This window comes from Geothrix sp. SG200, assembly GCF_022808935.1.
GTDB lineage: Bacteria > Acidobacteriota > Holophagae > Holophagales > Holophagaceae > Geothrix > Geothrix alkalitolerans.
In genome coordinates, this window is sequence record NZ_JAKZFR010000006.1 from 162363 (window position 1) to 183310 (window position 20948).

The window sequence follows — 20948 nt, forward strand, 5'->3', positions numbered from 1 at the left end:
GTGCCAGAGCTTTTCATCTTCCCATGGACCTGCCTGACGGGCCAGCGTGCGTGTCGCCGTTCACCCTCGGCGATGGCTCCAGATCAGGCTCGTGCCTTCGCGATTGGCTTCAGTGAAGGCTTTGCCGACGCGTGTCAAAGCCGACTTCAAGGTCATGTCGTCATCGCCGGGGAACCACAGCGTGGCCCCGGTGGGATGCTCGCCCACGATCCCGCGAAGCCGCGCGAGCAGGACCTCCGTGCCCTCCTCGCTGGTATGGGGCATGATCAGCAGGTACTGGTCCGCCGACAGCTCGATGAGCAGATCCTCGCCCCGCAGGTGGGAGGCGGCGGCGGCCAGGCGGCCACGGGTGCCCGTCACCAGAGGCTGGGACCAGAGGGCGAGGGCGATGGGTTCCTTGCGGCGGCGGGCCATGAACAGCGAGGCGCGGAGCCAGATGTCGAGGTAGCGGCGGTTGGGCAGGCCGGAGCGGGCGCTGTTCAGCGCGCTGTCCTCCACGATGGCGCCGCTGAGCTCCAGCGCGTCCAGGGCTCCCCGGAGCTCCTGCTTCATGCTCTCGGATTCGAGGGTGCGCGCCATGAGGTGCCCCATGGCTCGGATCAGCTCGGTCTCGCCGCGGTCGAAGGCCCTGGGGGCATGGCACTGGACACACAGGGTGCCCACCACGTTGTCGCCTTCCTTGAGGGCCACGCCGGAGTAGGCGCGGATGCCAAGCTCCAGGTAGCCGGGGCTCTTGCGCCAGCGCGGTTCCAGCGAGGCGTCCCGGATGGTGAGCGGGCGGTCCGGGTGGGCCATCACCCACGGACAGTAGCCCTTCTCGGGGGCCTCGAAGATGCCGTTCATGCCGGCGCCATCCGCCACGGCCCACCAGAACACTTCGTAGCCCAGCCCCGTGATCCGGGTGAGCAGGGCGCGATCCACGTTGAGGCGGTCCACCAGCAGGGCGAGGCCATGCTCGAAGAGCCGGGCCGGATCCTCCCGGCTGGCGTTGAGCAGGTCCGCCAGCGCGGCAAGATGGTTCCCCTTGGCACTGCGACGCTTGACCGCCTTCCCAGGGCTCACGCATGTCTCCAGTCGGTACCCTTAGACTGCCGGACTTTAACCACAGCGCAAGGGGTCAGATTGGAAAGAATCTACCAGCTTACGACGCGGATGCTGGGACTGATCTCCACTCGGCATGGCCTCCGGCCATGACCGAGGTGCCGTGGGCGGGGAGCCGGCCAGGCCTCTGACGGGCCCTTCACCAGCTTACGACGCGGATGCTGGGACTGATCTCCTCTTGGAGCAGCCCCTCGATGTAGCGCAGGGTGCCGCTGGTGGAGGAGGGACAGGATCCGCAGGCGCCGTGGTAGCTGATCTGAAGGGTCTGGCCGTCGAAGGAGATGACCTCCAGGCCGCCGCCATCGCCCGCCAGGCCGGGGCGGATGCGGGAGTCCAGCAGCTGGTTGATGCGCTCCAGCGTCGCGTCCGCGTCGCCGCCCGGCGTCAGCGCCACATCGCCGGTGTCGTTCTCGGGCAGCTTCAGGTCCTCGATGGATTCGCAGATGGGGTCGATGAGGTCGGTCCACTCGGCCGAAGGATCCTTGTTCACGGTGACGAAGCGGTCCATGTAGAACACGGAGGTCACCTTGCCCAGGGCGAAGAGCGCCGAGCCCAGCGGATCACCCACCGCCGCCCCGAAATCCTTGAAGGATCGGGACCCGGCCTTGAGAATGGCCGGATGCACCAGGAACTTCAGCGCATCGGGATTGGGCGTGGGTTCGATGTTGATGACCTTGGGCATGGAAGGCTCCCAAGAAAGTTTACCAAATTCGTCAGGATTTACGAGGGCCCATACTTGGACCCGGAGATCCCATGACACGGACGAAGGTCCTCCTGAGCTGGTCCAGCGGCAAGGATGCCGCCTGGGCCCTGCACGCCCTCCGCCAGGCCGGGGACGTGGACGTGGTGGGCCTCCTCACCACCACCAACGAGGCCTTCGGGCGGGTGGCCATGCACGCGGTGCGGGAATCCCTGCTCGAGGCCCAGGCCGAGGCCGCGGGCCTGCCGCTCTGGAAGGTGCCACTGCCCTGGCCCTGCCCCAACGAGGCCTACGAGGCCCGCATGGCCCGGGCCTGTGCCAGCGCGGTGGCCGAAGGCATCGGTGCCATGGCCTTCGGGGACCTCTTCCTGGAGGATGTGCGGGACTACCGCATCCAGAAGCTGGCAGGGACGGGCCTGGCGCCCTTGTTCCCCATCTGGAATCCGGATACGGCGGGGCTTTCCCGGACCATGGTGGCCGCGGGCCTGAAGGCCACCCTGACCTGTGTGGACCCCCGGGCATTGGACGCGGCCTTCGCGGGGCGGGCCTTCGACGCCGGCCTGCTGGCGGACCTGCCGGCCGGCGTGGATCCCTGCGGCGAGCGGGGCGAGTTCCACACCTTCGCCTGGGACGGCCCCATGTTCCGGCATCCCATTCCCATTCATCGGGGCGAGGTGGTGGAGCGGGATGGATTCGTCTTCGCGGACCTGGTGCCCGCATGACCTCGTCACAGCCCACGGGCGCGAGCCTGATGGATCCCGGCCGGCCGCTGATCCTCGTCACCGGCGCCACGGGCTACATCGGCGGGCGCCTGGTGCCCCGCCTCCTCGCCGCCGGCCACCACGTGCGCTGCATGGCCCGCAACCCTGACCGGCTGGCGGGCCGGCCCTGGCCGGGGGTTCAGACGGTGAAGGGGGACGTGAGCGATCCGGCCTCCCTGGCGGTGGCCCTGGAGGGCGTGTCCCAGGCCTACTACCTGGTCCATGCCATGAGCGAGGACCGGCCGGACTTCCGCGACCGGGACCTGGGGCACGCCCTGGTCTTCGCGGCGGCCTGCGCCAAGGCGGGCGTGCAGCGGATCATCTACCTGGGCGGGCTGGGGGATCCCAAGGGCCACCGGAGCGATCACCTCGCCAGCCGGCAGGAAGTCGGGGCGGCCCTCGGTTCCACAGGCGTGCCGGTGCTCGAGTTCCGGGCCGCGGTCATCGTGGGCAGCGGCAGTGCCAGCTTCGAGATGATCCGCCACCTGACGGAGCGCCTTCCCGTCATGATCACGCCGCGCTGGGTGAACACCCGCTGCCAGCCCATCGGCGTGCGCAATGTGCTGGGCTACCTCACCGAGGCCCTGGAGCACCCGGACGTGTCGGGCATCTTCGAGATCGGCGGCCGCGATGTCCTCGACTACCGGCGGATGATGCTGGGCTACGCGGAGGCCCGGGGCCTGCGCCGCTTCATCATCCCCATGCGCGTGCCGCTGCCGATCCTGTCTGCCTTGTGGGTGGACCTGGTCACGCCCATCCCGCTGGTTCTGGCCAAGCCCCTGATCGAAGGCATGACCACCGAGGTGGTGGTGCGCGATCCCCGAGCTCTGGAGGTCTTCCGGGTGCGCCCCATGGCCTACAAAGAGGCCCTGGCCCTGGCCTTGCAGCGCCTGGACGAGGACGCGGTGGAGACCACCTGGGCCACCAGCCTCTCCAGCGAGCAGGAGGAGGAGGTCCTGGGCTCCCACGAGGGCATGTTCCTCGAGCGCCACCACCGGCACGTCAAGGCTCGGCCCCACGTGGTGTTCGAGACCTTCTGCGCGCTGGGCGGCGAGAACGGCTGGCCCGCGGGCAACTGGCTGTGGCAGATCCGCGGCTTCCTGGACCGGCTGTTCCGCGGCATGGGCATGCGCCGGGGGCGACGGCATCCGCGGCAGCTCCGCGTGGGCGATCCCGTGGACTTCTGGCGCGTCGAGGCCGTCGAGGAGGACCGACTTTTGCGCCTGCGGTCCGAGATGAAGCTGGACGGCCATGCCTGGCTCCAGTTCACCGTGCGGCCCGAGGGGGCGGGCTCGCGCCTGGAGCAGACCGCCTTCTTCGAACCCCACGGCGTGCTCGGCCTGATCTACTGGTACGCGATGCTGCCCTTCCACCTCTTCGTGTTCCCTGGCATGGTCCGGGCATTGAAGAAGCGGGCCGAGACCGCTGCGACAGGAACTGAGAGGTCATGACATGTACGACGCGCAACGGGAGGCCTGCCTGGCCGCGGCCCAGGCCGGAGGGAAGGTGCTGCTCGGCTACTTTCGGAAGCTGGATCCGGCCACCATCACCGAGAAGACCAAGAATGACGTGGTGAGCGAAGCCGACCGCGCTGCCGAGGCCGCCATCCGCGCCGAGCTGGACTTCCACTTCCCGCAGTACGGGTTCCTGGGCGAGGAGGGCGGAAGCCATGGGAGCGCAGACATCCGCTGGATCGTGGACCCGCTCGACGGCACGCTGAACTTCGTCCAGGGCTTCCCCCACTGGTGCGTCTCCGTGGCCCTGTGGGACGCGGAGGGCCCCGTGGTGGGCTGCGTGCTGGATCCCCTGCGGGACGACTGCTTCCTGGCCGTTCGAGGCCTCGGTGCCACCTGGAACGGCAAGCCCATGCGCGTCTCGCAGCAGGCGGGCCTGGACGGGGCCTTCATCGCCACGGGCTTCGCCTTCCAGCTGGGCGAACGCTGGCCCCTGTTCAACGCCGCCCTCGGGCGCGTGTTCCCCCGGGCCAAGGGCATTCGTCGCGCCGGCAGCGCCGCCCTCGACCTGGCGCATGTCGCCTGCGGCATCTTCGACGGCTACTTCGAGCTGGGCCTCAAGCCCTGGGACCTCGCCGCCGGCGTGCTGCTGGTGCAGGAGGCCGGCGGCGTGATCACCGACTGGGAAGGTGGCCAGGGTTGGTTCGAGAGCGGGAATCTGGTGGTGGGAAATCCCGGCGTGCAGCGGGAGCTGCGGGCCTGTTTGCACCAGACCTAGTCAACCGGTTTGATCAGGTCCTCGAAAGGCGGGTACCCGCGGAACTTGCGGAAGGCCTCGTCGTGGGTCAGGACGTAGGACAGGTTCGAGCCGCCCACCACGGCCTGGCGGAGGAGTTCGACCATCCGCTCCTTCTCCCCGAGTGCAGCCAGGACGCAGGCACGTTCGAACGGATGACCGGGCATCGCTCCGGGCCGTGGTGGAAGCGCCGCCAGCTGCGCTTCCACTGCCCGGGCCTCGGCTGCCTCGCCCAGTTCCGCCAGGAGGATCCCCCGATCGGAGAGCGGATCCGGATCGCCGGGGTCCCTTGCCAGCCGGGCGTCCGCCAGGGCCAACGCCTCCTTCCGCCGCCCGAGCATGCGGAGCATGTGGGTGGTGTGGAACCACAGCTGCGGGTCCGCCGAAGGGGGGTGGTGATCGAGGAACCGCGATGCCCAGCGCCGGCCCTCTTCCTCTCGGCCGTGGGCATGGAACTCCACGGCGGCAACGGCCTCCAGGGCCCGGGGTCGGCCAGCTAGCCCGCGGCTCGGCTTGACAAGGCCGCCGGCCTGGACCGCCTGTTCCACCTCCGAGGTCCGGCCCATGGCTGCGAGCGCCTCAATTTCCCGTACGCGGAAGAGGATGTTGTCTGGCACCACCGTCAGGCCTTTGCGAGCCAGCCGGAGCTCCTCCTCGAACTCTCCCCGCTGGTGCAGGATCCTCCCCATGGGGAGGGCGATCCACCCTGCGAACCAGCCCCCCCAGAATACGGACGAGTCCATGATCGGCCGGAATTCCCGGAGCGCGCTGCCATCGCGGTGCAGGTTGAGGTACAGGTTCCCCAGGTTGTAGTGGAGGGATTCGAAATCCCCGCATGAGGCGCGGACATCCAGCAGGGCCTTGACGCCCTCCGCCGGCCGGCTTTCGGCCCTCGCGCGGAAGAAACGCAGGAAGCCTCGCTCTGCGGGCGTGTAGAAGGAACTGCGGGGCTCGATGGCGTCAAGCAGGGCCCTCGCCTCTTCTGCGCGCTTGGGCGTGGCGATGTACGCGAGCAACACGAAAATGGCGTCGAATCCGTCTGGATCGCGTTCCAGAATCTTGCGCAAGGCGGCAATCGTCCCTTCGGGATCGGCATTGAACCGCTCGTAGCAATCTCCCGCCTGCAGCCAGGTGTCCAGGCGGGGTGCCCGCCATGTGCCGAACCTGGCCCCACCGTTGTTGCAAAGGCATACGGCAACCGCTCCAGCCAGGTACTGCCGGAGCTCTTTCAGCGCGGCGGTGGGATCCTCTGCCGGCGCCTGCCAGGGGCCCAGCGAATAGATGGTCGTGCCGGCCCACGGATCCTCAAGTCGGGCCTGGAACACCAGGTCCCGACCGCGCCGTGCGTAGCTGCCGGTCGCGATCAGCCTCGCCCGCGTGGTCTCCGCCAGACGGTGCAGGTCGCGTCCCCCGGGGGGCACGGCCAGCTTCAGGCTCCCCACCTTCTCCAGATCCTGGCGGACCAGGTCGGCGGCCTGCTGGCCCAGATCGTCCAGGGAGGACTCCCCGGTCCGGTTCTCCAGTGGCAGGACAAGTGCAAGGCGATCGTCCCATTTTGGTGTGGAAGGCACCCAGGGGCGCCACCACAGGAGGGAGCCGAGAGCTGCGGTCAGCGCCACTCCGGCGGCGGCCAGCAATCCCCTGCGGGGAAGTCGCAGACCAGCCTGGGGTCCGGACGGGAAACGGAGTATCGGCGCGCCCTCCTTGGTCGCCACTGCCGCCAGTACCGTTGCAAGCTCACCGTCGCTCCCGTAGCGCTCGGCCGGGTCCTTCGCCAGGCAGCGCTGGATGATCGAGGCCAAGCCCGCAGGGATCCCCTGCGCCAGACCTTCCAGCGGCGCGGGCTCGTCCCGCACGATCGCCGCCAGGGTCTCTGCCATCGAATCGCCGACGAAGGGGCACTTCCCTGCAACCATCTCGTAGAGCACCACGCCGAGGCTGAACTGGTCGGATGCGAACCCCACCGGCTTCCCGGTCGCCTGCTCGGGGCTCATGTAGGATGCCGTCCCCACCACCATCCCTGTGCCGGTTCCGAGGGTCGTCACTGAGGTGGACTTATTCTCCAGGCAACCGGACTTGGCCAATCCGAAGTCCAGAATCTTCACTACCCCGCGGCGCGTGAGGAAGAGGTTTTCGGGCTTGATGTCGCGGTGGATGATCCCCCGTTCGTGCGCCGCCGCGAGCCCTTCAGCGATCTGGCTTCCCAGCTCTGCGATCCGTCCCGCCGTCAACGTGCCCTGTTTCATCAGCTCCCGCAGGGTGATCCCATCAAGCAGTTCCATGACCAGGAAGGGTGCGCCCTCGTGAGCGCCGAGCTCATAGATCGTGAGGATGTTCGGGTGGTTCAGCGCACTCGCCGCGCGGGCCTCATGCTCAAAGCGTCGAAGCCGATCGGCGTCCTCGGCGAAGGCCGCCGGGAGGACCTTGATCGCCACCTCCCGCCCGAGTTTCGGATCTTGGGCACGATACACCTCACCCATCCCGCCCTTGCCCAGCAACGCGAGGACGCGATACGGACCGAGGAAGGAGCCTGTGGAAAGGTGTTGAGCAGACATCTCCCCCTCTCAGAAGCTCAGGGACAGGCTCCAGCGCAGGTTGCGGCCGGTTAGCCAGGACCATGGTTGGCGCCAGGTGGGGTTGCCTTCAGGGTAGGGGTACCTCCCCCAGGCCTTGTTCTCGTCCACGCCCGTGACCGTCTGCCGGTTGAACAGGTTGAATATGTCCAGTGAAGGCGTGACCTTGACCCGGCTGAAGCGCATCTCGTAGCGCAGGGTGAGGTCGCACACCACCTGGGTGGGCATGCGGCCATGGTTGCCGTACCGGCCGTCGATGGGGTGCGCCGGTCCGTATCCGCCGAAGTCGTTGGTGCCATCCCAATCGGTGCTGGGAATGCCGCTCACCAGCCGGGAGAACGTGCCGACCGTGAGGGTGTGCCCAAAGAGCGGCAGGGTCCTGGTGGCAAGCAGCTTCAGGCTGTGGGTGTGATCGAGGGGCAGGAGGCCCACGCCCACATAGGGCCAATAGTCATAGGTGAAGGTCAGGTTCGCATCGGCCTGGAACTGCACGGCGAGACCCTCGTAGGAGCCCTCGAAGCGGCTGTGGGTGTAGCTGAGCTCGAGGCTGTAGTCGGAGCCGTGCTTGGCCAGGGTGAGGTCGATGGCCCGATAGAGGTTGTAGGCGGTGGGGAAGACGTCGTTCACCCACACATTGAGTGCGTCAGGATCACTGTGCAGGTCGTTGTTCCGCCACCGCACGGTGGCACCAGCCTTGGGATTCCAGAGGATCGAGAATCCTTCACCGTCGATGGGATTGCCGTTCCGGTCGGTGGGCACCGAGTCTTCGATGACGTGGGTCAGCTTGCGCCAGCGGTAGTGGACGCCGGCCAGCCAACCGCTAGCGAAGCGATGGTCGTAGCCGAGGGTGTATTCATCGCGCCGGGGGAGCTGGATGCCTTCGGCGATGGGCGGTCGTGTCGCCCAGAACTTGGAGTTGTCGTAGGTCGGGCGCGGGTCGAGGCCGGGGATGCCGTCGGGAGTTCCGGTGATGGCCCAGGCGCGGGTGGTGAGGTCGTAGCTGGCGCTGGCGAGGCTGTAGTTCTCCCAGTGGTTCGAAAACCCCCCGCCTGTGGCCATCACCGGGTTGAGGGGGATCTGTTCGTAGTACCGGCCGTAGCTCCCGCTCAGCTTGCGGCGGCCATCGCCCCGGAGGTCCCAGGTGAAGCCGAGGCGGGGTTGGGTGACATCCTTGGCCCGGGTGAACTTGAAGAAGGTAGCCCCCTGGTTGTCCCGCTGCTCCTGGCTCTCGTAGCGGAGACCGTACATCAGGCGCAGGCCCGGCCGGACCTCCCAGGTGTCCTGGGCGTACAGGGCCGAGTAGTCGCCGGAGGCCCGTGAATCCCGCGAGAAGAAGGTGCGCCTCAGGCCGCGGAACTGGTAGCGGTCGGGCCCGGAGTTGAACTGGTAGATGGTGATGGCATAGCCGCCGGTGGTCCGGCCCTGGAGGGTCCACTCCGGCGAGATCCGGCTGATCCCGAACTTCAGGATGTGGCTGGCGATGAGCCAGCTGAAATCGGCGCGCAGCTGGCGCGTGGTGATGGCACTCTCCGAGGTGTACGCCCCCAGTCCGCCGTACGGGAAGACGTCGCCAGGGAGGGTTGACGGCGGCAGGGGATTGGATCCCCAGGGCCCCAGCGGGCTGAAGTACATCTGGTCGTTCACGCGGACCTCCGAGCCGTCCGTCGGGGTTCGGTCCGATTTGAATTGGGAGCGTCCGGCTTTGACGGCCAACACCATGGACGGGCTGATGATCCAGTCCCAGTTGAGGCTCAGGTTTCGGGTGCGGTCGTGGGCTGCGGCGCCGAATTGGGCCGTGCCGTTGGGTGAGGGATAGCGGTTGTCTTGGCTCTGGTCACGGTTACGGTCCTGAAGCGCTAAGGTCACCTGGTGATCCGGATGCGGGAACCAGTTCACCTTGCCGTACAGATTGCGGGTTTCATCCTTCGCTGGATCGGACCGGAAGCCCTGGTTGTTGGGAGTCACCGAGGCCGGGTCGGGCTCCACCCGGTTGAAGCTGCCGCCGAGGAAGTAGAAGAGCCGATCCTTGCGCAGGGGCCCGCCGACCGTGAAGGTGGTCTCCCAGGTCCGCTGAGGGTCGCTCGGCTTCAGCTGGCCCACGGCCGGGTTGTACTTTGCGCGTGCCTGCAGCTGCGGCACCGTCGAGGTGTAGGCCAGGGAGCCGGCGAAAGCGTTGGTGCCCTGCTTGGTGACGGCCACCACGATACCGCCGAGCGACGAATACTCCGGGGCGAAGCCGCCGGTCTGAACCTCCACCTGCTTGACCCATTCCTTCGGCAAGGCAGCACCCTGAAAGCCATTGCGGAAGTCGTTGGTCACCAGGCCGTCGAGCAGATAGAGGTTTTCCAGGGAAGATGCGCCGCTCACCGAAGGGTTGCCATTCCAGTTGGTGGTGCCGGTGCTCGTGAAGCCCGAATCCTCCACCCCGGGCCCGAGCATGAGCAGGTCGCTCAAGTCCCGGCCGGTGGGCAGCCGCTCAAGGTCGGAGGCGGTCAAGCTGGAGCCCTGGATGTTCGTGCTCAAGTCCATCTGCAGGCTCTCGGCCACCACCTCGACCCGCGCCTGTCCCGACGGTGCCATCTTCACCCTCACCGGATGAACGGAGGCGGTGGTGACGGTGAGGGACAGGGACAGGGTGGTGTAGCCCGCCAGAGTGAATTCCAGGGTCCAATCGCCGGGGTTGAGCAGCGCGAGGTGGAATCCGCCCTCAGGGTCGGAGGTGGTCGTCCGCTGGATCTGCGCCGAAGTCGCACGGACTGTGGTGCGCGCCAGCGGGGTGCCTTTCGTGTCGAGCACCAGGCCGGAAACCGCCCCCGTGGTGGAGGTCTGTCCCCGCAGAGGTGGGCCGGTGACCAGCAGAAGCGCGATCAGGTAGCTGACGGACCGAGGGGAGAACATGCTGCCTCCCTGGGTGTTTCGAAAGCCAGATCAGGTAAATCGAATGGATTAAGCCGATAAATGATTCAGTGGTTGATCGTTATTTTCAAGTGGGGAAATTCACCCATCCCGACTGCTTCCACCCGGACCATCCATCCCACGGTTCATTCCTGCAACTTCAGTTCTCCCATTAGGTCCATCCTCCGGTTGAGATGAAGCCTCAGCTGAGGCCAGTTCCTGTCCTCAGAGTTCCTGCGGGTGCATCTCCCTGGCCCGATGGAACGTGGAGGGGCCCCTGGCGGTCTGCGTGCTGGACTCCCTGTGCGGCGACACCTTCCTGGCCACCGGCTTCGCCTTCCAGTTGGGCGAGCCCTGACCAGCCTTCAACATCGCCCCTCGACCTGGGCCTCAAGCCCTGGAACCTCGCCGCCGGCGCCCTGCTGGCGCAGGAGGCCGGCGGGATCATCACCGACTGGGAAGGCAGACAGGGGTGGCTGAGAGCAGGAGTCTGGTGACCGGAACCCCGGGCGTGCAGTTCGGGCTGCAGGTAGCCCGGGCCGTTTGACCGGTGCCCCTGGGCCTACTTCTTCGGCGAAGGCGGCGGGGCGGTCTGGAGGTCGGTCTTGCGGCCGGAATTGTGGGCGTTGGCCTGGTCCTGGCGCTTCGTCTGCTCCCGTGCCTCAGTGGTCTTCTCCGCGGCAGTCTTCTTCGAGGGCTCGGCCTTCGGCGGATCGGCCTCGCGAACGCGGTCGGTGGTGTCCTTGGCCTTCTTCAGCCCGTCACTCTTCTTCTGGGCGAAGAGGCCGGTGCTTCCGGCCAAGACGATGACCAGGGCGAGCAGGCCCATTCTGCGCATGATTCCTCCCTATCGTCCGCTGGGGGCGTGGGACCAATCTAAAGCGCGCATCCCTTTCCACCAGGGGAAAGGGATGCCCACCTCTCCTGACGGCCGCCTGATCAGGCTTCCTTGGCCCGCCGGCTATAGATGACGACGTAGAGGCACAGGGCCACCAGGGCGGCGAGGCCGAGCCACTCGCCCAGGGCTCCTTCGGCCTGGTGGACGCTGAGGAGCGGGAAGCCCTCGGTCCACTTCAGTTTCACGAAGCTGGCCACCACGCCCATGATGGCGCCGCCGGCCATGAGGCCGCTGGCGATGAGCACGCCGCGGTTCTCGCGGGCCTTGGCGTCGGCCTCGCTGGTGCCGGGCTTGGGGCGGTTCACGAGGTGCGCCAGGATGCCGCCCAGGAAGAGGGGCGTGTTCAGCTCGATGGGCAGGTACATTCCCAGCGCGAAGCCCAGGGCGGGCAGCTCCACCATGCGCAGCACGAGGGAGAGCATGATGCCCAGGCCGAAGGCGTACCAGCGCAGGGGCATGGACACGGTGCCGAAGATGCCTTCGAGGATGGCCTTCATGGCGCTGGCCTGGGGCGCGGGGATGGAGGAGCCCAGGGCCATGGTGCCATCCAGGTTCACCTGCTTGGCCATGAGCCACATGGCGATGCCCGTGAACAGCGCCGCCACGAAGGTGCCCACGAACTTCCAGCCGATCTGCCTGGCGGGCGTGGCGCCGATCCAGTGGCCGATCTTGAGGTCGGTGCTGAAGGCGCCGGAGGCCGCCAGGGCCGTGCAGACGATGCCGCCCACCATCATGGTGAGGAACATGCCGTAGCCGCCGGTGAAGTTCAGCTTCAGCATCAGCACGCCGGTGATGACGAGGGTCAGCATGGTCATGCCGCTGATGGGGTTGGTGCCGATGGTGGCGATGGCGCGGGCCGCCACGGGCGCGAAGAAGAAGGAGATGACCATCACCACCAGGGTGGCGATGAGGGCGGGCACCAGGGCCTGCTTGATGCCGAGGCCGAAGCTGAGGAAGGCCATCGTTCCCACCATGCTGGTGACGAGGCCCACGGCGATCATGGAGCCCGCCAGGCTGCGCTCGGTCCGGATGGCGGCCTTGGGGGACTCGGCCGCCGCGTCGCGGTTCATGAGCGCCTTCATGTTGCTGATGATGCTGCGGATCATGTTCGGCATCGAGGCCAGCACGCCCATGACGCCCGCGCCCGCGATGGCGCCCACGCCGATGATGCGGACGTAGGCGAAGAACACCTGCTCCGGCGTCATGTCGGCGATGAGCTTGGTGCCCGGGGGCACGATCACCGGCACGTGCTGGCCGATGGCGTGGAAGAGGGGCACCAGCACGAACATGCTGAAGAATGATCCGGCCGCGATGACGGCGGAATAGCGCAGGCCGATGATGTAGCCGATGCCCAGCGTGGCCGCGCTGTTCAGGAAGTTGAAGCTCATGAACTTCTCGCGAAGCGCCCGGCCCACGTAGACGTGCTCGAGGCGGATGTATTCGCCCATGCCGCGGAAGATCGAGGTGATGCCGTCATACAAGGCACCGATGCCCGCGGCGATGGCCAGCTCCTTGGCCTGATTGCCCGCCTTCTCGCCGGTCACGAGGATCTCGGCAGTGGCGGTGGCCTCGGGCCAAGGGAAGATGCCGTGGTTCTCCACCATGAAGTGGTGGCGCAGGGGCACCAGGAACAGGATGCCGATGCAGCCGCCCAGGAAGCTCACCAGCACCACCTGCCACAGCGTAGGCGTGGGCACGCCGCTGCCGGGCGTCTGGGCCAGGATGTAGAGGGCGGGGATGGTGAAGGCCGCGCCGCTCACCACGTGGCTGCTGTTGGCGCCGATGCTCTGGACGATGACGTTCTCCAGGATCGTGTTCTTGCGGGGGAAGAAGCGGCTGAGGCCCACGGCCAGGATGGCGATGGGGATGGCGGCCTCGATGCCCTGGCCCAGCTTCAGGGCCAGGTAGGCCGCCGCCATGCTGAAGATGGCGCAGAAGATGAGTCCCATGGTGATGGCGCGGGGCGTGGTTTCCGGCACGCCGTCCTGGGGCACGAGGGGCACGTAGCTCTCGCCTTCAGACAGCGGCCGCCGCGCGTTCGCGGGCAGGCCCTTGATCTCCTGGGGTTCGGATCCGTGGGACATGGAGGCTCCTGGACGCTAGGCGGGGTAGGACTCGAGGACAGACTGGACCACGCGGCGCGACAGGCCGTGGTAGCCGGGGCTGGCGGCGGCGAAGATCTCGCGGGCCACGGCGCGGGTGCGGGCATGCTGTCCCAGGGCGCCGTAGAGGGGGCGGAGGTACTTCATCCGGCCCACGCGGCCCAGCACCTCGCGGATGCGGGGGAAGGCAGGCTCGTAGTCGGCGGCGGCGGCCAGGGTGAGCCACTCCACGAGGATCTCGTGGTTGCCGCGGCCCATCAGCTTGAAGTGCGCGTCCAACCAGGCGCAGTCGGCCTGCGTGAGCTGGCGGGGCAGCTTCTGGAGGTAGACCAGCAGCTCGGCGGGCGTCCAGGCGGCGATCTGGGCCTCCGTGGGGCGCTGGCCTCCAGCCCAGCCCTCGGCCAGGGCCGTGAGGCCGTCCAGCTGGGCGCTGTGGAACTGGGGGGCCGTGGCCGGCATCCCGGGCTCATCCAGGTAGGCCTTGGCGTTCACGGCCGCCAGGGCGCCGGGCAGCTGCTCCTCGACGAAGGCGCAGAACTGTTCGGTGGTGATGGAGGTGAAGCGGAAGGCGTCCATGTAGTCGCGGAGGAAGCGGCCGAAGCGGTCCTCGCCCACATGCGCCTCCAGGGCGGCCACGAGGCGGGCGCCCTTCTCGTAGGGGATGCTCGAGAAGGCGTCGTCGGGATCGATGCCCTCCAGGTGCATGCGCAGCACCGTGAGGTGGGGCTCCTTCTTGAAGCGCTCCAGGCTATCCTCCAGGGCTTTCTGGCCCGTGGCCCAGCCCAGGGCCGCGGCGTCGTCGCCGTGGAGGGTGCGCAGGATCTTGCGCTCGGCCCAGACGGTGAAGCCCTCGTTCAGCCAGAAGTGCTCCATGCTGGCGTTGGTGACGAGGTTGCCGGTCCAGCTGTGGGCCAGCTCATGGGCCACCACGTCCACCAGGCTGCGGTCCCCCGCCAGCAGGGTGGGCGTGAGGAAGGTCATGCGCGGGTTCTCCATGCCGCCGTAGGGGAAGGAAGGCGGCAGCACGAGCATGTCGTAACGGTCCCAGGGGTAGGGCCCGAACAGGCCCTCCGCCTTGACGATCATCTCCTCCACGCCCGCGAACTCCCAGGCGGCGGAGGCCACGGTTTCGGGCTCGGCCCACACGCGGCTGCGGGGGCTCAGGTCCCGGGATTCCAGGCGCCCCACGGCCAGGGCCAGAAGGTAGGTGGGGATGGGCTGGGGCATGGTGAAGCGGAAGGTGTGGCGCCCGTCGCCGGTGGCCTCGTCGCCGTCCGGGCCCGCGGACATCACGGCGGTGAGGCCTTCGGGCACGGTGACCTCGGCCTGGTACGACACCCGGGCGATGGGCGTGTCCTGGCAGGGCACCATGGTGCGGGCGTGGATCTGCTGGCACTGGCTGAAGAGGTAGGGCGCCACCTTGCCCTCAGTCTGCTGCGGATCCAGCCACTGGAGGGCCATGGCGTCCGGGGCGGTCCGGTAGCGAACCGTCACTTCGCGGGTGCCGTCGGGCATGGTCACCCGCAGGCGACGGCCCAGGACGGAATCGGCCTCGCCCAGTTCCCAGGGGATGGGGCCCTGGCCCGGGACCTGCGCGCCGAGGATCTCCAGTCCCTTGGTGTCCAGGTCCAGGACGCCTGACACCGCCTCCCCGAATTCCAGGGCCACCTCGCCGTCGATGCGTTTCGCGGCGAAGTCCACGCCGAGCTTCAGGCGCAGCCGCCGGGCCCGGGGCTGGACGGAATCGTAGTACGAATGCGGATCAGGGCGGTGCATGAAAACCTCGGGGAACCCGCCATCATCCCACAGGGCCCTGAACGGCAGACATCACAACTAGGAAGGCCCCGCGAGCGGGGCCTCCTATCCAAAAACCGAAGGGTTTCAGCCGGGGATCACTCCTCGTCTGGAGCCAATCCCTCCACCTTCCGCATCTTGATGACGTCGCCGTGGTCCTTGACGATGCAGCGCAGCCAATCCTCGGGGGCCTTGGGGTGGGTGACCTCGCCCTTCCCGTTGCGGACGTTGCCGTCCAGGTACTTCCAGATGAGGGATTCGCCCAGCTTCTTCCACCGGCCCATGAGCTCCTCGGACTGGTTGGCGGCGCGCTGGGTGAGGTAGGCCTGGGCCTGGGCGGGATCCTGCTTGTAGAGTTCCAGGGCCTTGCGGTCCACCTCGGCCTGGTCGGCCAGGTAGCGGCCTTCGAGCTCCTGCTGCACCTTCTGGATATCGACGATCATGTCGCTCCAGCGGGTGTAGGTGTAGTTGCTGACGAAGTTGAAGGTCCAGAACGCGCTGTCCCAGCTGAAGGAATCGAAGTTGCCCGTGCCGATGGCGAAGGCCTTGGGCGGGGCGGTGATGCCGCAGGAGATGGGCTGGTAGACCGTGGTGTAGGTGTCGTCCACGCCGAACCACAGCACACCGCCCACGGGGCCGGGCATCCAGCCGCGGGCCTGGCTCACGAAGGAGAAGCCGGTCTGCTGGGTGCTGATGGCGCGCTCGTGGAGGTACTCCTGGCCGTCCACCTTCCAGGTCATGGGCCGCCAGCGGTAGGGCAGCTTGTAGGGTCCGGCGCCCACATCCTTGGTCATGTCGAACTCGGTGCCCTCGAAGTGGTCGCGCATGAGCTGCATGACGTCATGCACGCCCAGCTTCTGGTCGGGCTTGATGAAGAGTGGCATGGGCTTGGCGCCCTTCACGGCCTTCACGTAGTCGATGGAGAGGTTCTGGCTGGGCGCGGCGCGGCGGAACAGGCTCCACACGCGGGCCTCGCAGGCGCGCAGGGCCCCGAAGGTGAGGGGCGCGTAGGTGTCGGCGAAGCTGAAGTCCTTGTCCGCCCCCTTGAAGTAGCCCTTCTCGCGGGCGAAGGGGATGAGGTCCTTGCTGTAGATGGCGGTGCTGGGATCGTTCAGGGGGAACTGGCGGATGCGGGACTGGTTGGCGTGGGCGCTGATGGTGCCGTCCGGAAGGTGGTAGGCCACCCACAGGGCGCCCGTCTGGCCCTTGCCCTTGCCGATCATCTCGAGGATCCAGACTTCGTTGGGATCCGCGATGGAGAAGCTCTCGCCCTCGGAGGCGTAGCCGTACTCCTCGGCCAGGCTGGTCATCACCTGGATGGCCTCGCGGGCGGTCTTCGCGCGCTCCAGCCCGATGTAGATGAGGCTGCCGTAGTCGATGATGCCGCTGGGGACCTGCAGTTCCTTGCGCCCGCCGAAGGTGGTCTCCGCGATGGTGACCTGGTGCTCGTTCATGTTGCCGACGCGGGTGTAGGTCACGGGGGCTTCGGGGATGCTGCCCAGCACCTTGCCTGTATCGAAGGTGAAGCCGCTGTCCCACTCCCGGATCACACGCACCTCGCCGGGACTGTGCTTCCCGCCGGGCTTGAAGTAGAGCTCGCCGTAGAGCGTGTGGCTGTCGGCGGCATAGGTGATCATCGTCGACCCATCCTTGGTCGCGCCCTTGGTCACGAGCAGGTTGGTGCAGGCGTCCAGGGCCGCGCCGGCGGTCAGGAGGGTGGCGAGGAGGACGAGGGGGCGGATGCGCATGGAGATCCTTTTGAAATCGGGGCGAAAGGGCGATGCTACCAGATGGCCGGCCGGTCCTTCTCGGGCCGCTTCATGGGGTCGCCATCCTGGCAGCCGAAGGCCTCGTAGAACTCCGGCAGGTTGGAGAGCGGGCCGTTCACGCGGAACTTCGCCGGGCTGTGGGGATCGGTGACGGCTCGGAGGCGGGTGGCTTCCTCGCGGGTGAGGGTGCGCCAGGTCTCGGCGTAGCCCAGGAAGAACCGCTGTCCGGGAGTGAAACCCTCGATCTTTCCAACCGGGGGCTTGCCCTTCTGGCTCAATTTCCATGCGTCCCACGCGAGCTTGAGCCCGCCCAGGTCGGCGATGTTCTCGCCCAGCGTGAGCTTTCCGTTCAGATGGAGGCCGGGCAGGGGCTCGAAGGCGTCGAACTGCTTCACCACCAGCTCGGCGCGCTCGTTGTAGGCCTTTTCGTCTGCGGGGGTCCACCAGCTCTTGAGGTTGCCGTCGGCGTCGAACTGGCGGCCCTCGTCGTCGAAGCCGTGGGTCATCTCGTGGCCGATGGTGGCGCCGATGTTCCCGTAGTTCACGGCGTCATCGGCCGTGGCGTCGAAGTAGGGGGGCTGGAGGATGCCAGCGGGGAACACGATCTCGTTCATGGTGGGGCTGTAGTAGGCGTTGTTGGTCTGGGGCGTCATGCTCCACTCGTTGCGGTCGATGGGACCGCCGAGCTTCGCCAGGCGCCGCTGGAACTCGAAGCGGCGGGCCTCCAGGAGGTTGAGCACGTACGGCTGCCGCTTGACCTCGAGCTGAGTGTAGTCGCGCCAGACATCCGGATAGCCGATCTTCACCCGCATGGCCGCCAGCTTCTGGCGGGCCTTGGCCTTGGTGGGGCCGCTCATCCAGGCAAGGCCGTCGATGCGGGCCTTCAGCGCCGTGCGGAGGTTCTCCACCATCTCCAGCACCTTGGCCTTGCTGCTGGCGGGGAAGGCGCGCTGGACGTAGAGCTTGCCGAGGGCTTCGCCCAGGCCGCGGTCGGCGGCGAACATCACGCGCTTCCAGCGGGGATGCTGGGCGGTGGTGCCCTGCAGCTTCGTGCCGTAGAAGGCGAAGGATGCCTGCTCGAAGGCCTTGGGCAGGCCCGAGGCGGCATCGTTGAGAAGCGTCCAGCGCAGGTACGTGCGCCACTGGTCGGCGGGAACCTCCTGGATCATGCGGCCAAGCTCGGCCATGAAGGCGGGCTGGCGCACCACGAAGCGGTCCGGGGCGGGGACTGCCAGGCCCTTCAGGTAGAGCTCCGTGGGGAAACCGGGCGCGGCGGCCTTGAGCTGGGCGGGCGTCATGGCGTGGTAGACGGTGTTGGGATCCCGCTGTTCCACCCGGGTCATGCTGGCCTTGGCGAGGCGCGTCTCCAGGTCGAGGATGCGGTCGGCATCCCCGGCCTGGAAGCCGGCCATGGTCATCATCTTCGCGACATGGGCGCGGTAGGCGGCAAGGAGCTCCTTCGACTTGGGATCGTTCTTCAGGTAGTAGTCCCGGTCCGGAAGACCGAGGCCGCCCTGGGCCAGCACCATGGAATAGCGGCTGCTCTCCTTGTCATCCTGCTCGACACCGACATAGAAGCCGGCGAAGGCGCCCAGCCGGTGGAGGTCCGCCAGCACGGCCACCAGGGAGGCCGAGTCCTTCACGCCGTCGATGCGCGCGAACAGCGGAGCGAGGGGCTTGAGCCCCGCAGCCTCGATGCCCGCCTCGTCCATGCCGCTGGCGTAGAAGTCCCCGACCTTCCGGGTCTCGGAACCCGGGGCGGCCTTGGCGGCCGCCGCGGATTCCATGATCTCCCGCAGGATCTGGTGGGTCCGGGTGTCGATCTCCTGGTCCACGCCGTAGCGCTCGTATTCGGCGGGGATGGCCGTGTGCTTGGCCCATCCGCCCACGGCGTACTGGAAGAAGTCCTGGCAGGGCTTCACGGTGGGGTCGAGGTTCGCCGGGTTGAAGCCCTTGTAGGCCACCTGGGCGGAGAGCGGCGCCATCAGCGCCAGGACGAGGCATGCGGATCGAGTCTTCAAGTCGTTTTCCTTTTTCATCTCCGGAAGGCGCAGCCTTCCGGAGCAGGGATCACCAGATGGCCGGCCGCACCTTGACGTCCCGCTTCATGGGCTGGCCGTCGGTGCAGGAGAAGGCGTCGTAGAACTCCGGCAGGTTGGACAGGGGGCCGATGACGCGCTCACGGCCGGGGCTGTGGGGATCGGTCTTGAGGCGCACGGAGAGGGCCGCCTCGCGGATGTGGTTGCGCCACACGGCCGCGGCGCCCAGGAAGAAGCGCTGGGGGCCCGTGAAGCCGTCGATGGGCGCCGGGGCGGGCTTGCCCTTGAGGCTGTTCTGGTAGGCCGCGAAGGCGATCTTCAGGCCGCCGATGTCGGCGATGTTCTCGCCCAGGGTGAGCTTGCCGTTGACGTGCTCGCCCTTGATGGGCTCGTAGGCGTCGTACTGCTTCACCACCAGGTCGGTGCGGGACTGGTAGGCCTTCTTGTCCGCCTCGGTCCACCAGTTCTTGAGGTTGCCTTCCGCGTCGAACTGGCTGCCGCTGTCGTCGAAGCCATGGGTCATCTCGTGTCCGATGACGTAGCCCAGGGCGCCGTAGTTCACGGCATCGTCTGCCTTGGCGTCGAAGAAGGGCGGCTGGAGGATGCCTGCGGGGAACACGATCTCGTTCATGGTGGGGCTGTAGTAGGCGTTCACGGTGGGGGGCGTCATGCCCCACTCGGTGCGGTCGATGGGTTTGCCGAGCTTGGCCAGGTTCTCGTGGACCCGGAAGGCGGCGGCGCGGCGCACGTTGCCGAAGAAGTCGTCGCGCTTCACGTCGAAGGCATAGGTCTTCCACTTGTCGGGATAGCCGATCTTCACGCCGAAGGCGTTGAGCTTCGTGAGGGCCTGCTGCTTGGTTTCGGGACTCATCCAGTCCAGGTTCGCGATGCGCTCGCGCAAGGCGACGCGGAGGTTCTCCACCAGCTCCAGGACCTTCTTCTTGGATTCGGGGGGGAACGCCACCTTCACGTAGAGCTGGCCCAGGGCCTCGCCCAGGGTGCCGTCCGTCATGGCCTCGATGCGCTTGGCGCGGGGCTCCTGCTCGGGCGTGCCGTTCAGGACCTTGCCGCGGAAGGCGAAAGCCTCCTCGCCGAAGGCCTTGGGCAGCAGGCTGGCGGTGGCGCTGAGGGCGTGCCAGCGCAGGTAGGTGCGCCACTGGGGCGCGGGCACGTCCGAGGCCAGCTTGCCGAAGGCCTGGAAGAAGGAGGGCTGGCTGAGGTTCAGGTCAGCCAGCTTGACGCCGCGGGCCGCGAAGTAGGCCTTCCAGTCGAAGCCGGGAGCTTCAGTCGCCAGCTGGTCGAGGGTCCGCTTGTTGTACGTCTTCTGGGGGTTCCGCAGCTCCACGCGGGTCCACTGGGCCTGGGCCAGGCGGGTCTCCAGATCCAGCACCACCTTGGCGCGGACCCGGGCGAGGTCCGGCGCGTCGCCCGCCAGCTCCAGCATCTTGGCGATGTGGGCCTCGTACTTGGCGCGGATGTCCCGGCTGCGGGTGTCGTCCTTCAGGTAGTAGTCGCGGTCGGGCAGGCCCGTGCCGCCCTGGCCCAGGTAGCCCAGGTAATGGGTGGACGCCTTTGCGTCCTGCCGCACGTAGAAGCCGAAGCCGCCGGGCAGACCCTGGCTGTGCAGCTTCGCCAAGAGGGCCGGGAGGTGCTTCGTGTCCTTGAGGCCCTCGATGGTGGCGAAGATGGGCTTCATGGGCGCCAGGCCGCGCGTCTCGATGGCGCCCTCGTTCATGCCGGAAGCGTAGAAATCGCCCACCTTCTGCTGGACACTGCCCTTGGCCCAGGTGGTCTTCGCGCTGGTCTCGTTGAGGATCTTCTGGAGGATGGCCCGGTTTCGCTCGCTCAGTTCCTCCATGGCGCCGTAGCGGGACTTGTCCGCCGGCAGGCTGTGGGACTTGAGCCAGCCGCCGTTGGCGAACCGGTAGAAGTCGTCGCAGGGCTTCACGGTGGTGTCCAGGTTGGCGGGATCGACGCCGGGCTTGGGCTGGGCCACCAGGGAGAGGGCCGCAAGGCCCAGGCAGAGGCCAAGGGAGGCGCGCAGAGAGGAAGCCATGAATAACCTC

The 20948-nt window shown here is 67.5% G+C and carries 13 protein-coding genes and 1 pseudogene; 4 read left to right on the forward strand and 10 right to left on the reverse strand.

The window, feature by feature from the left end; genetic code table 11:
- Positions 1–60 precede the first annotated feature (60 nt).
- Together ML539_RS12760 and ML539_RS12765 are read right to left on the reverse strand one after the other, a co-directional pair.
- On the reverse strand, positions 61–1062 hold the full coding sequence (locus ML539_RS12760) for a GAF domain-containing protein (RefSeq protein ID WP_243324409.1): 1002 nt from the start codon (positions 1060–1062) through the stop codon (positions 61–63).
- Between the two features lie 178 nt (positions 1063–1240).
- Positions 1241–1783 carry a NifU family protein gene (locus ML539_RS12765; protein WP_243295956.1) on the reverse strand — a complete coding sequence of 181 codons (543 nt, stop codon included), beginning with the start codon at positions 1781–1783 and terminating at the stop codon, positions 1241–1243.
- A gap of 71 nt (positions 1784–1854) precedes the next feature.
- Between ML539_RS12765 and ML539_RS12770 the strand changes: the two genes are divergently transcribed.
- The 3 genes from ML539_RS12770 to ML539_RS12780 are packed head-to-tail and all read left to right on the forward strand — an operon-like array spanning position 1855 to position 4794.
- Positions 1855–2523: an adenine nucleotide alpha hydrolase gene (locus ML539_RS12770; protein ID WP_243324410.1), complete on the forward strand. Its 669-nt coding sequence runs from the start codon at positions 1855–1857 to the stop codon at positions 2521–2523.
- A complete protein-coding gene (locus tag ML539_RS12775; protein ID WP_243324411.1) occupies positions 2520–4013 on the forward strand; it encodes an SDR family oxidoreductase in 1494 nt (497 codons plus the stop codon). The genes ML539_RS12770 and ML539_RS12775 overlap by 4 nt, the downstream gene beginning before the upstream one ends.
- Position 4014: 1 nt before the next feature.
- Positions 4015–4794, forward strand: a complete 780-nt coding sequence (locus tag ML539_RS12780) for an inositol monophosphatase family protein (RefSeq protein WP_243324412.1) — start codon at positions 4015–4017, stop codon at positions 4792–4794.
- Here ML539_RS12780 and ML539_RS12785 read toward each other — a convergent pair.
- Both ML539_RS12785 and ML539_RS12790 read right to left on the reverse strand, forming a co-directional pair.
- Positions 4791–7367, reverse strand: coding sequence for a serine/threonine-protein kinase (locus ML539_RS12785; protein ID WP_243324413.1), 2577 nt, complete (start codon positions 7365–7367; stop codon positions 4791–4793). The genes ML539_RS12780 and ML539_RS12785 overlap by 4 nt on opposite strands.
- Positions 7368–7376: 9 nt before the next feature.
- Positions 7377–10283 (reverse strand): TonB-dependent receptor, encoded by a 2907-nt coding sequence (locus tag ML539_RS12790; protein WP_243324415.1) that lies wholly within the window; start codon positions 10281–10283, stop codon positions 7377–7379.
- A 386-nt stretch (positions 10284–10669) separates the two neighbouring features.
- Here ML539_RS12790 and ML539_RS15720 point away from each other — a divergent pair.
- Positions 10670–10768, forward strand: a pseudogene (locus ML539_RS15720) (inositol monophosphatase); the annotation flags it as partial.
- A 74-nt stretch (positions 10769–10842) separates the two neighbouring features.
- On the opposite strand, the gene ML539_RS12795 reads toward ML539_RS15720, so the two are convergent.
- The 6 genes from ML539_RS12795 to ML539_RS12820 all read right to left on the reverse strand — a co-directional run bounded on the left by ML539_RS12795 (position 10843) and on the right by ML539_RS12820 (position 20938).
- Complete coding sequence (locus tag ML539_RS12795) at positions 10843–11118, reverse strand: hypothetical protein (protein ID WP_243324417.1); 276 nt, start codon at positions 11116–11118, stop codon at positions 10843–10845.
- Positions 11119–11219: 101 nt separating this feature from the next.
- Positions 11220–13262, reverse strand: a complete 2043-nt coding sequence (locus ML539_RS12800) for an oligopeptide transporter, OPT family (RefSeq protein ID WP_243324419.1) — start codon at positions 13260–13262, stop codon at positions 11220–11222.
- Positions 13263–13277: 15 nt separating this feature from the next.
- Positions 13278–15056: a M1 family metallopeptidase gene (locus ML539_RS12805; protein WP_243324421.1), complete on the reverse strand. Its 1779-nt coding sequence runs from the start codon at positions 15054–15056 to the stop codon at positions 13278–13280.
- Positions 15057–15172: 116 nt separating this feature from the next.
- Positions 15173–16822: a C69 family dipeptidase gene (locus ML539_RS12810; protein ID WP_243324423.1), complete on the reverse strand. Its 1650-nt coding sequence runs from the start codon at positions 16820–16822 to the stop codon at positions 15173–15175.
- Positions 16823–16857: 35 nt separating this feature from the next.
- Positions 16858–18864, reverse strand: a complete 2007-nt coding sequence (locus ML539_RS12815; protein WP_243324424.1) for a M13 family metallopeptidase — start codon at positions 18862–18864, stop codon at positions 16858–16860.
- Positions 18865–18913: 49 nt separating this feature from the next.
- Positions 18914–20938: a M13 family metallopeptidase gene (locus ML539_RS12820; RefSeq protein ID WP_243324426.1), complete on the reverse strand. Its 2025-nt coding sequence runs from the start codon at positions 20936–20938 to the stop codon at positions 18914–18916.
- Between the last annotated feature and the right edge of the window lie 10 nt (positions 20939–20948).

Coding starts and splice junctions, on each gene's coding strand:
- ML539_RS12765 (WP_243295956.1), bottom strand. CDS start 1,783: ATGCCCAAGGTCATCAACATCGAACCCACGCCCAATCCCGATGCGCTG.
- ML539_RS12770 (WP_243324410.1), top strand. CDS start 1,855: ATGACACGGACGAAGGTCCTCCTGAGCTGGTCCAGCGGCAAGGATGCC.
- ML539_RS12775 (WP_243324411.1), top strand. CDS start 2,520: ATGACCTCGTCACAGCCCACGGGCGCGAGCCTGATGGATCCCGGCCGG.
- ML539_RS12780 (WP_243324412.1), top strand. CDS start 4,015: ATGTACGACGCGCAACGGGAGGCCTGCCTGGCCGCGGCCCAGGCCGGA.
- ML539_RS12785 (WP_243324413.1), bottom strand. CDS start 7,367: ATGTCTGCTCAACACCTTTCCACAGGCTCCTTCCTCGGTCCGTATCGC.
- ML539_RS12790 (WP_243324415.1), bottom strand. CDS start 10,283: ATGTTCTCCCCTCGGTCCGTCAGCTACCTGATCGCGCTTCTGCTGGTC.
- ML539_RS12795 (WP_243324417.1), bottom strand. CDS start 11,118: ATGCGCAGAATGGGCCTGCTCGCCCTGGTCATCGTCTTGGCCGGAAGC.
- ML539_RS12800 (WP_243324419.1), bottom strand. CDS start 13,262: ATGTCCCACGGATCCGAACCCCAGGAGATCAAGGGCCTGCCCGCGAAC.
- ML539_RS12805 (WP_243324421.1), bottom strand. CDS start 15,056: ATGCACCGCCCTGATCCGCATTCGTACTACGATTCCGTCCAGCCCCGG.
- ML539_RS12810 (WP_243324423.1), bottom strand. CDS start 16,822: ATGCGCATCCGCCCCCTCGTCCTCCTCGCCACCCTCCTGACCGCCGGC.
- ML539_RS12820 (WP_243324426.1), bottom strand. CDS start 20,938: ATGGCTTCCTCTCTGCGCGCCTCCCTTGGCCTCTGCCTGGGCCTTGCG.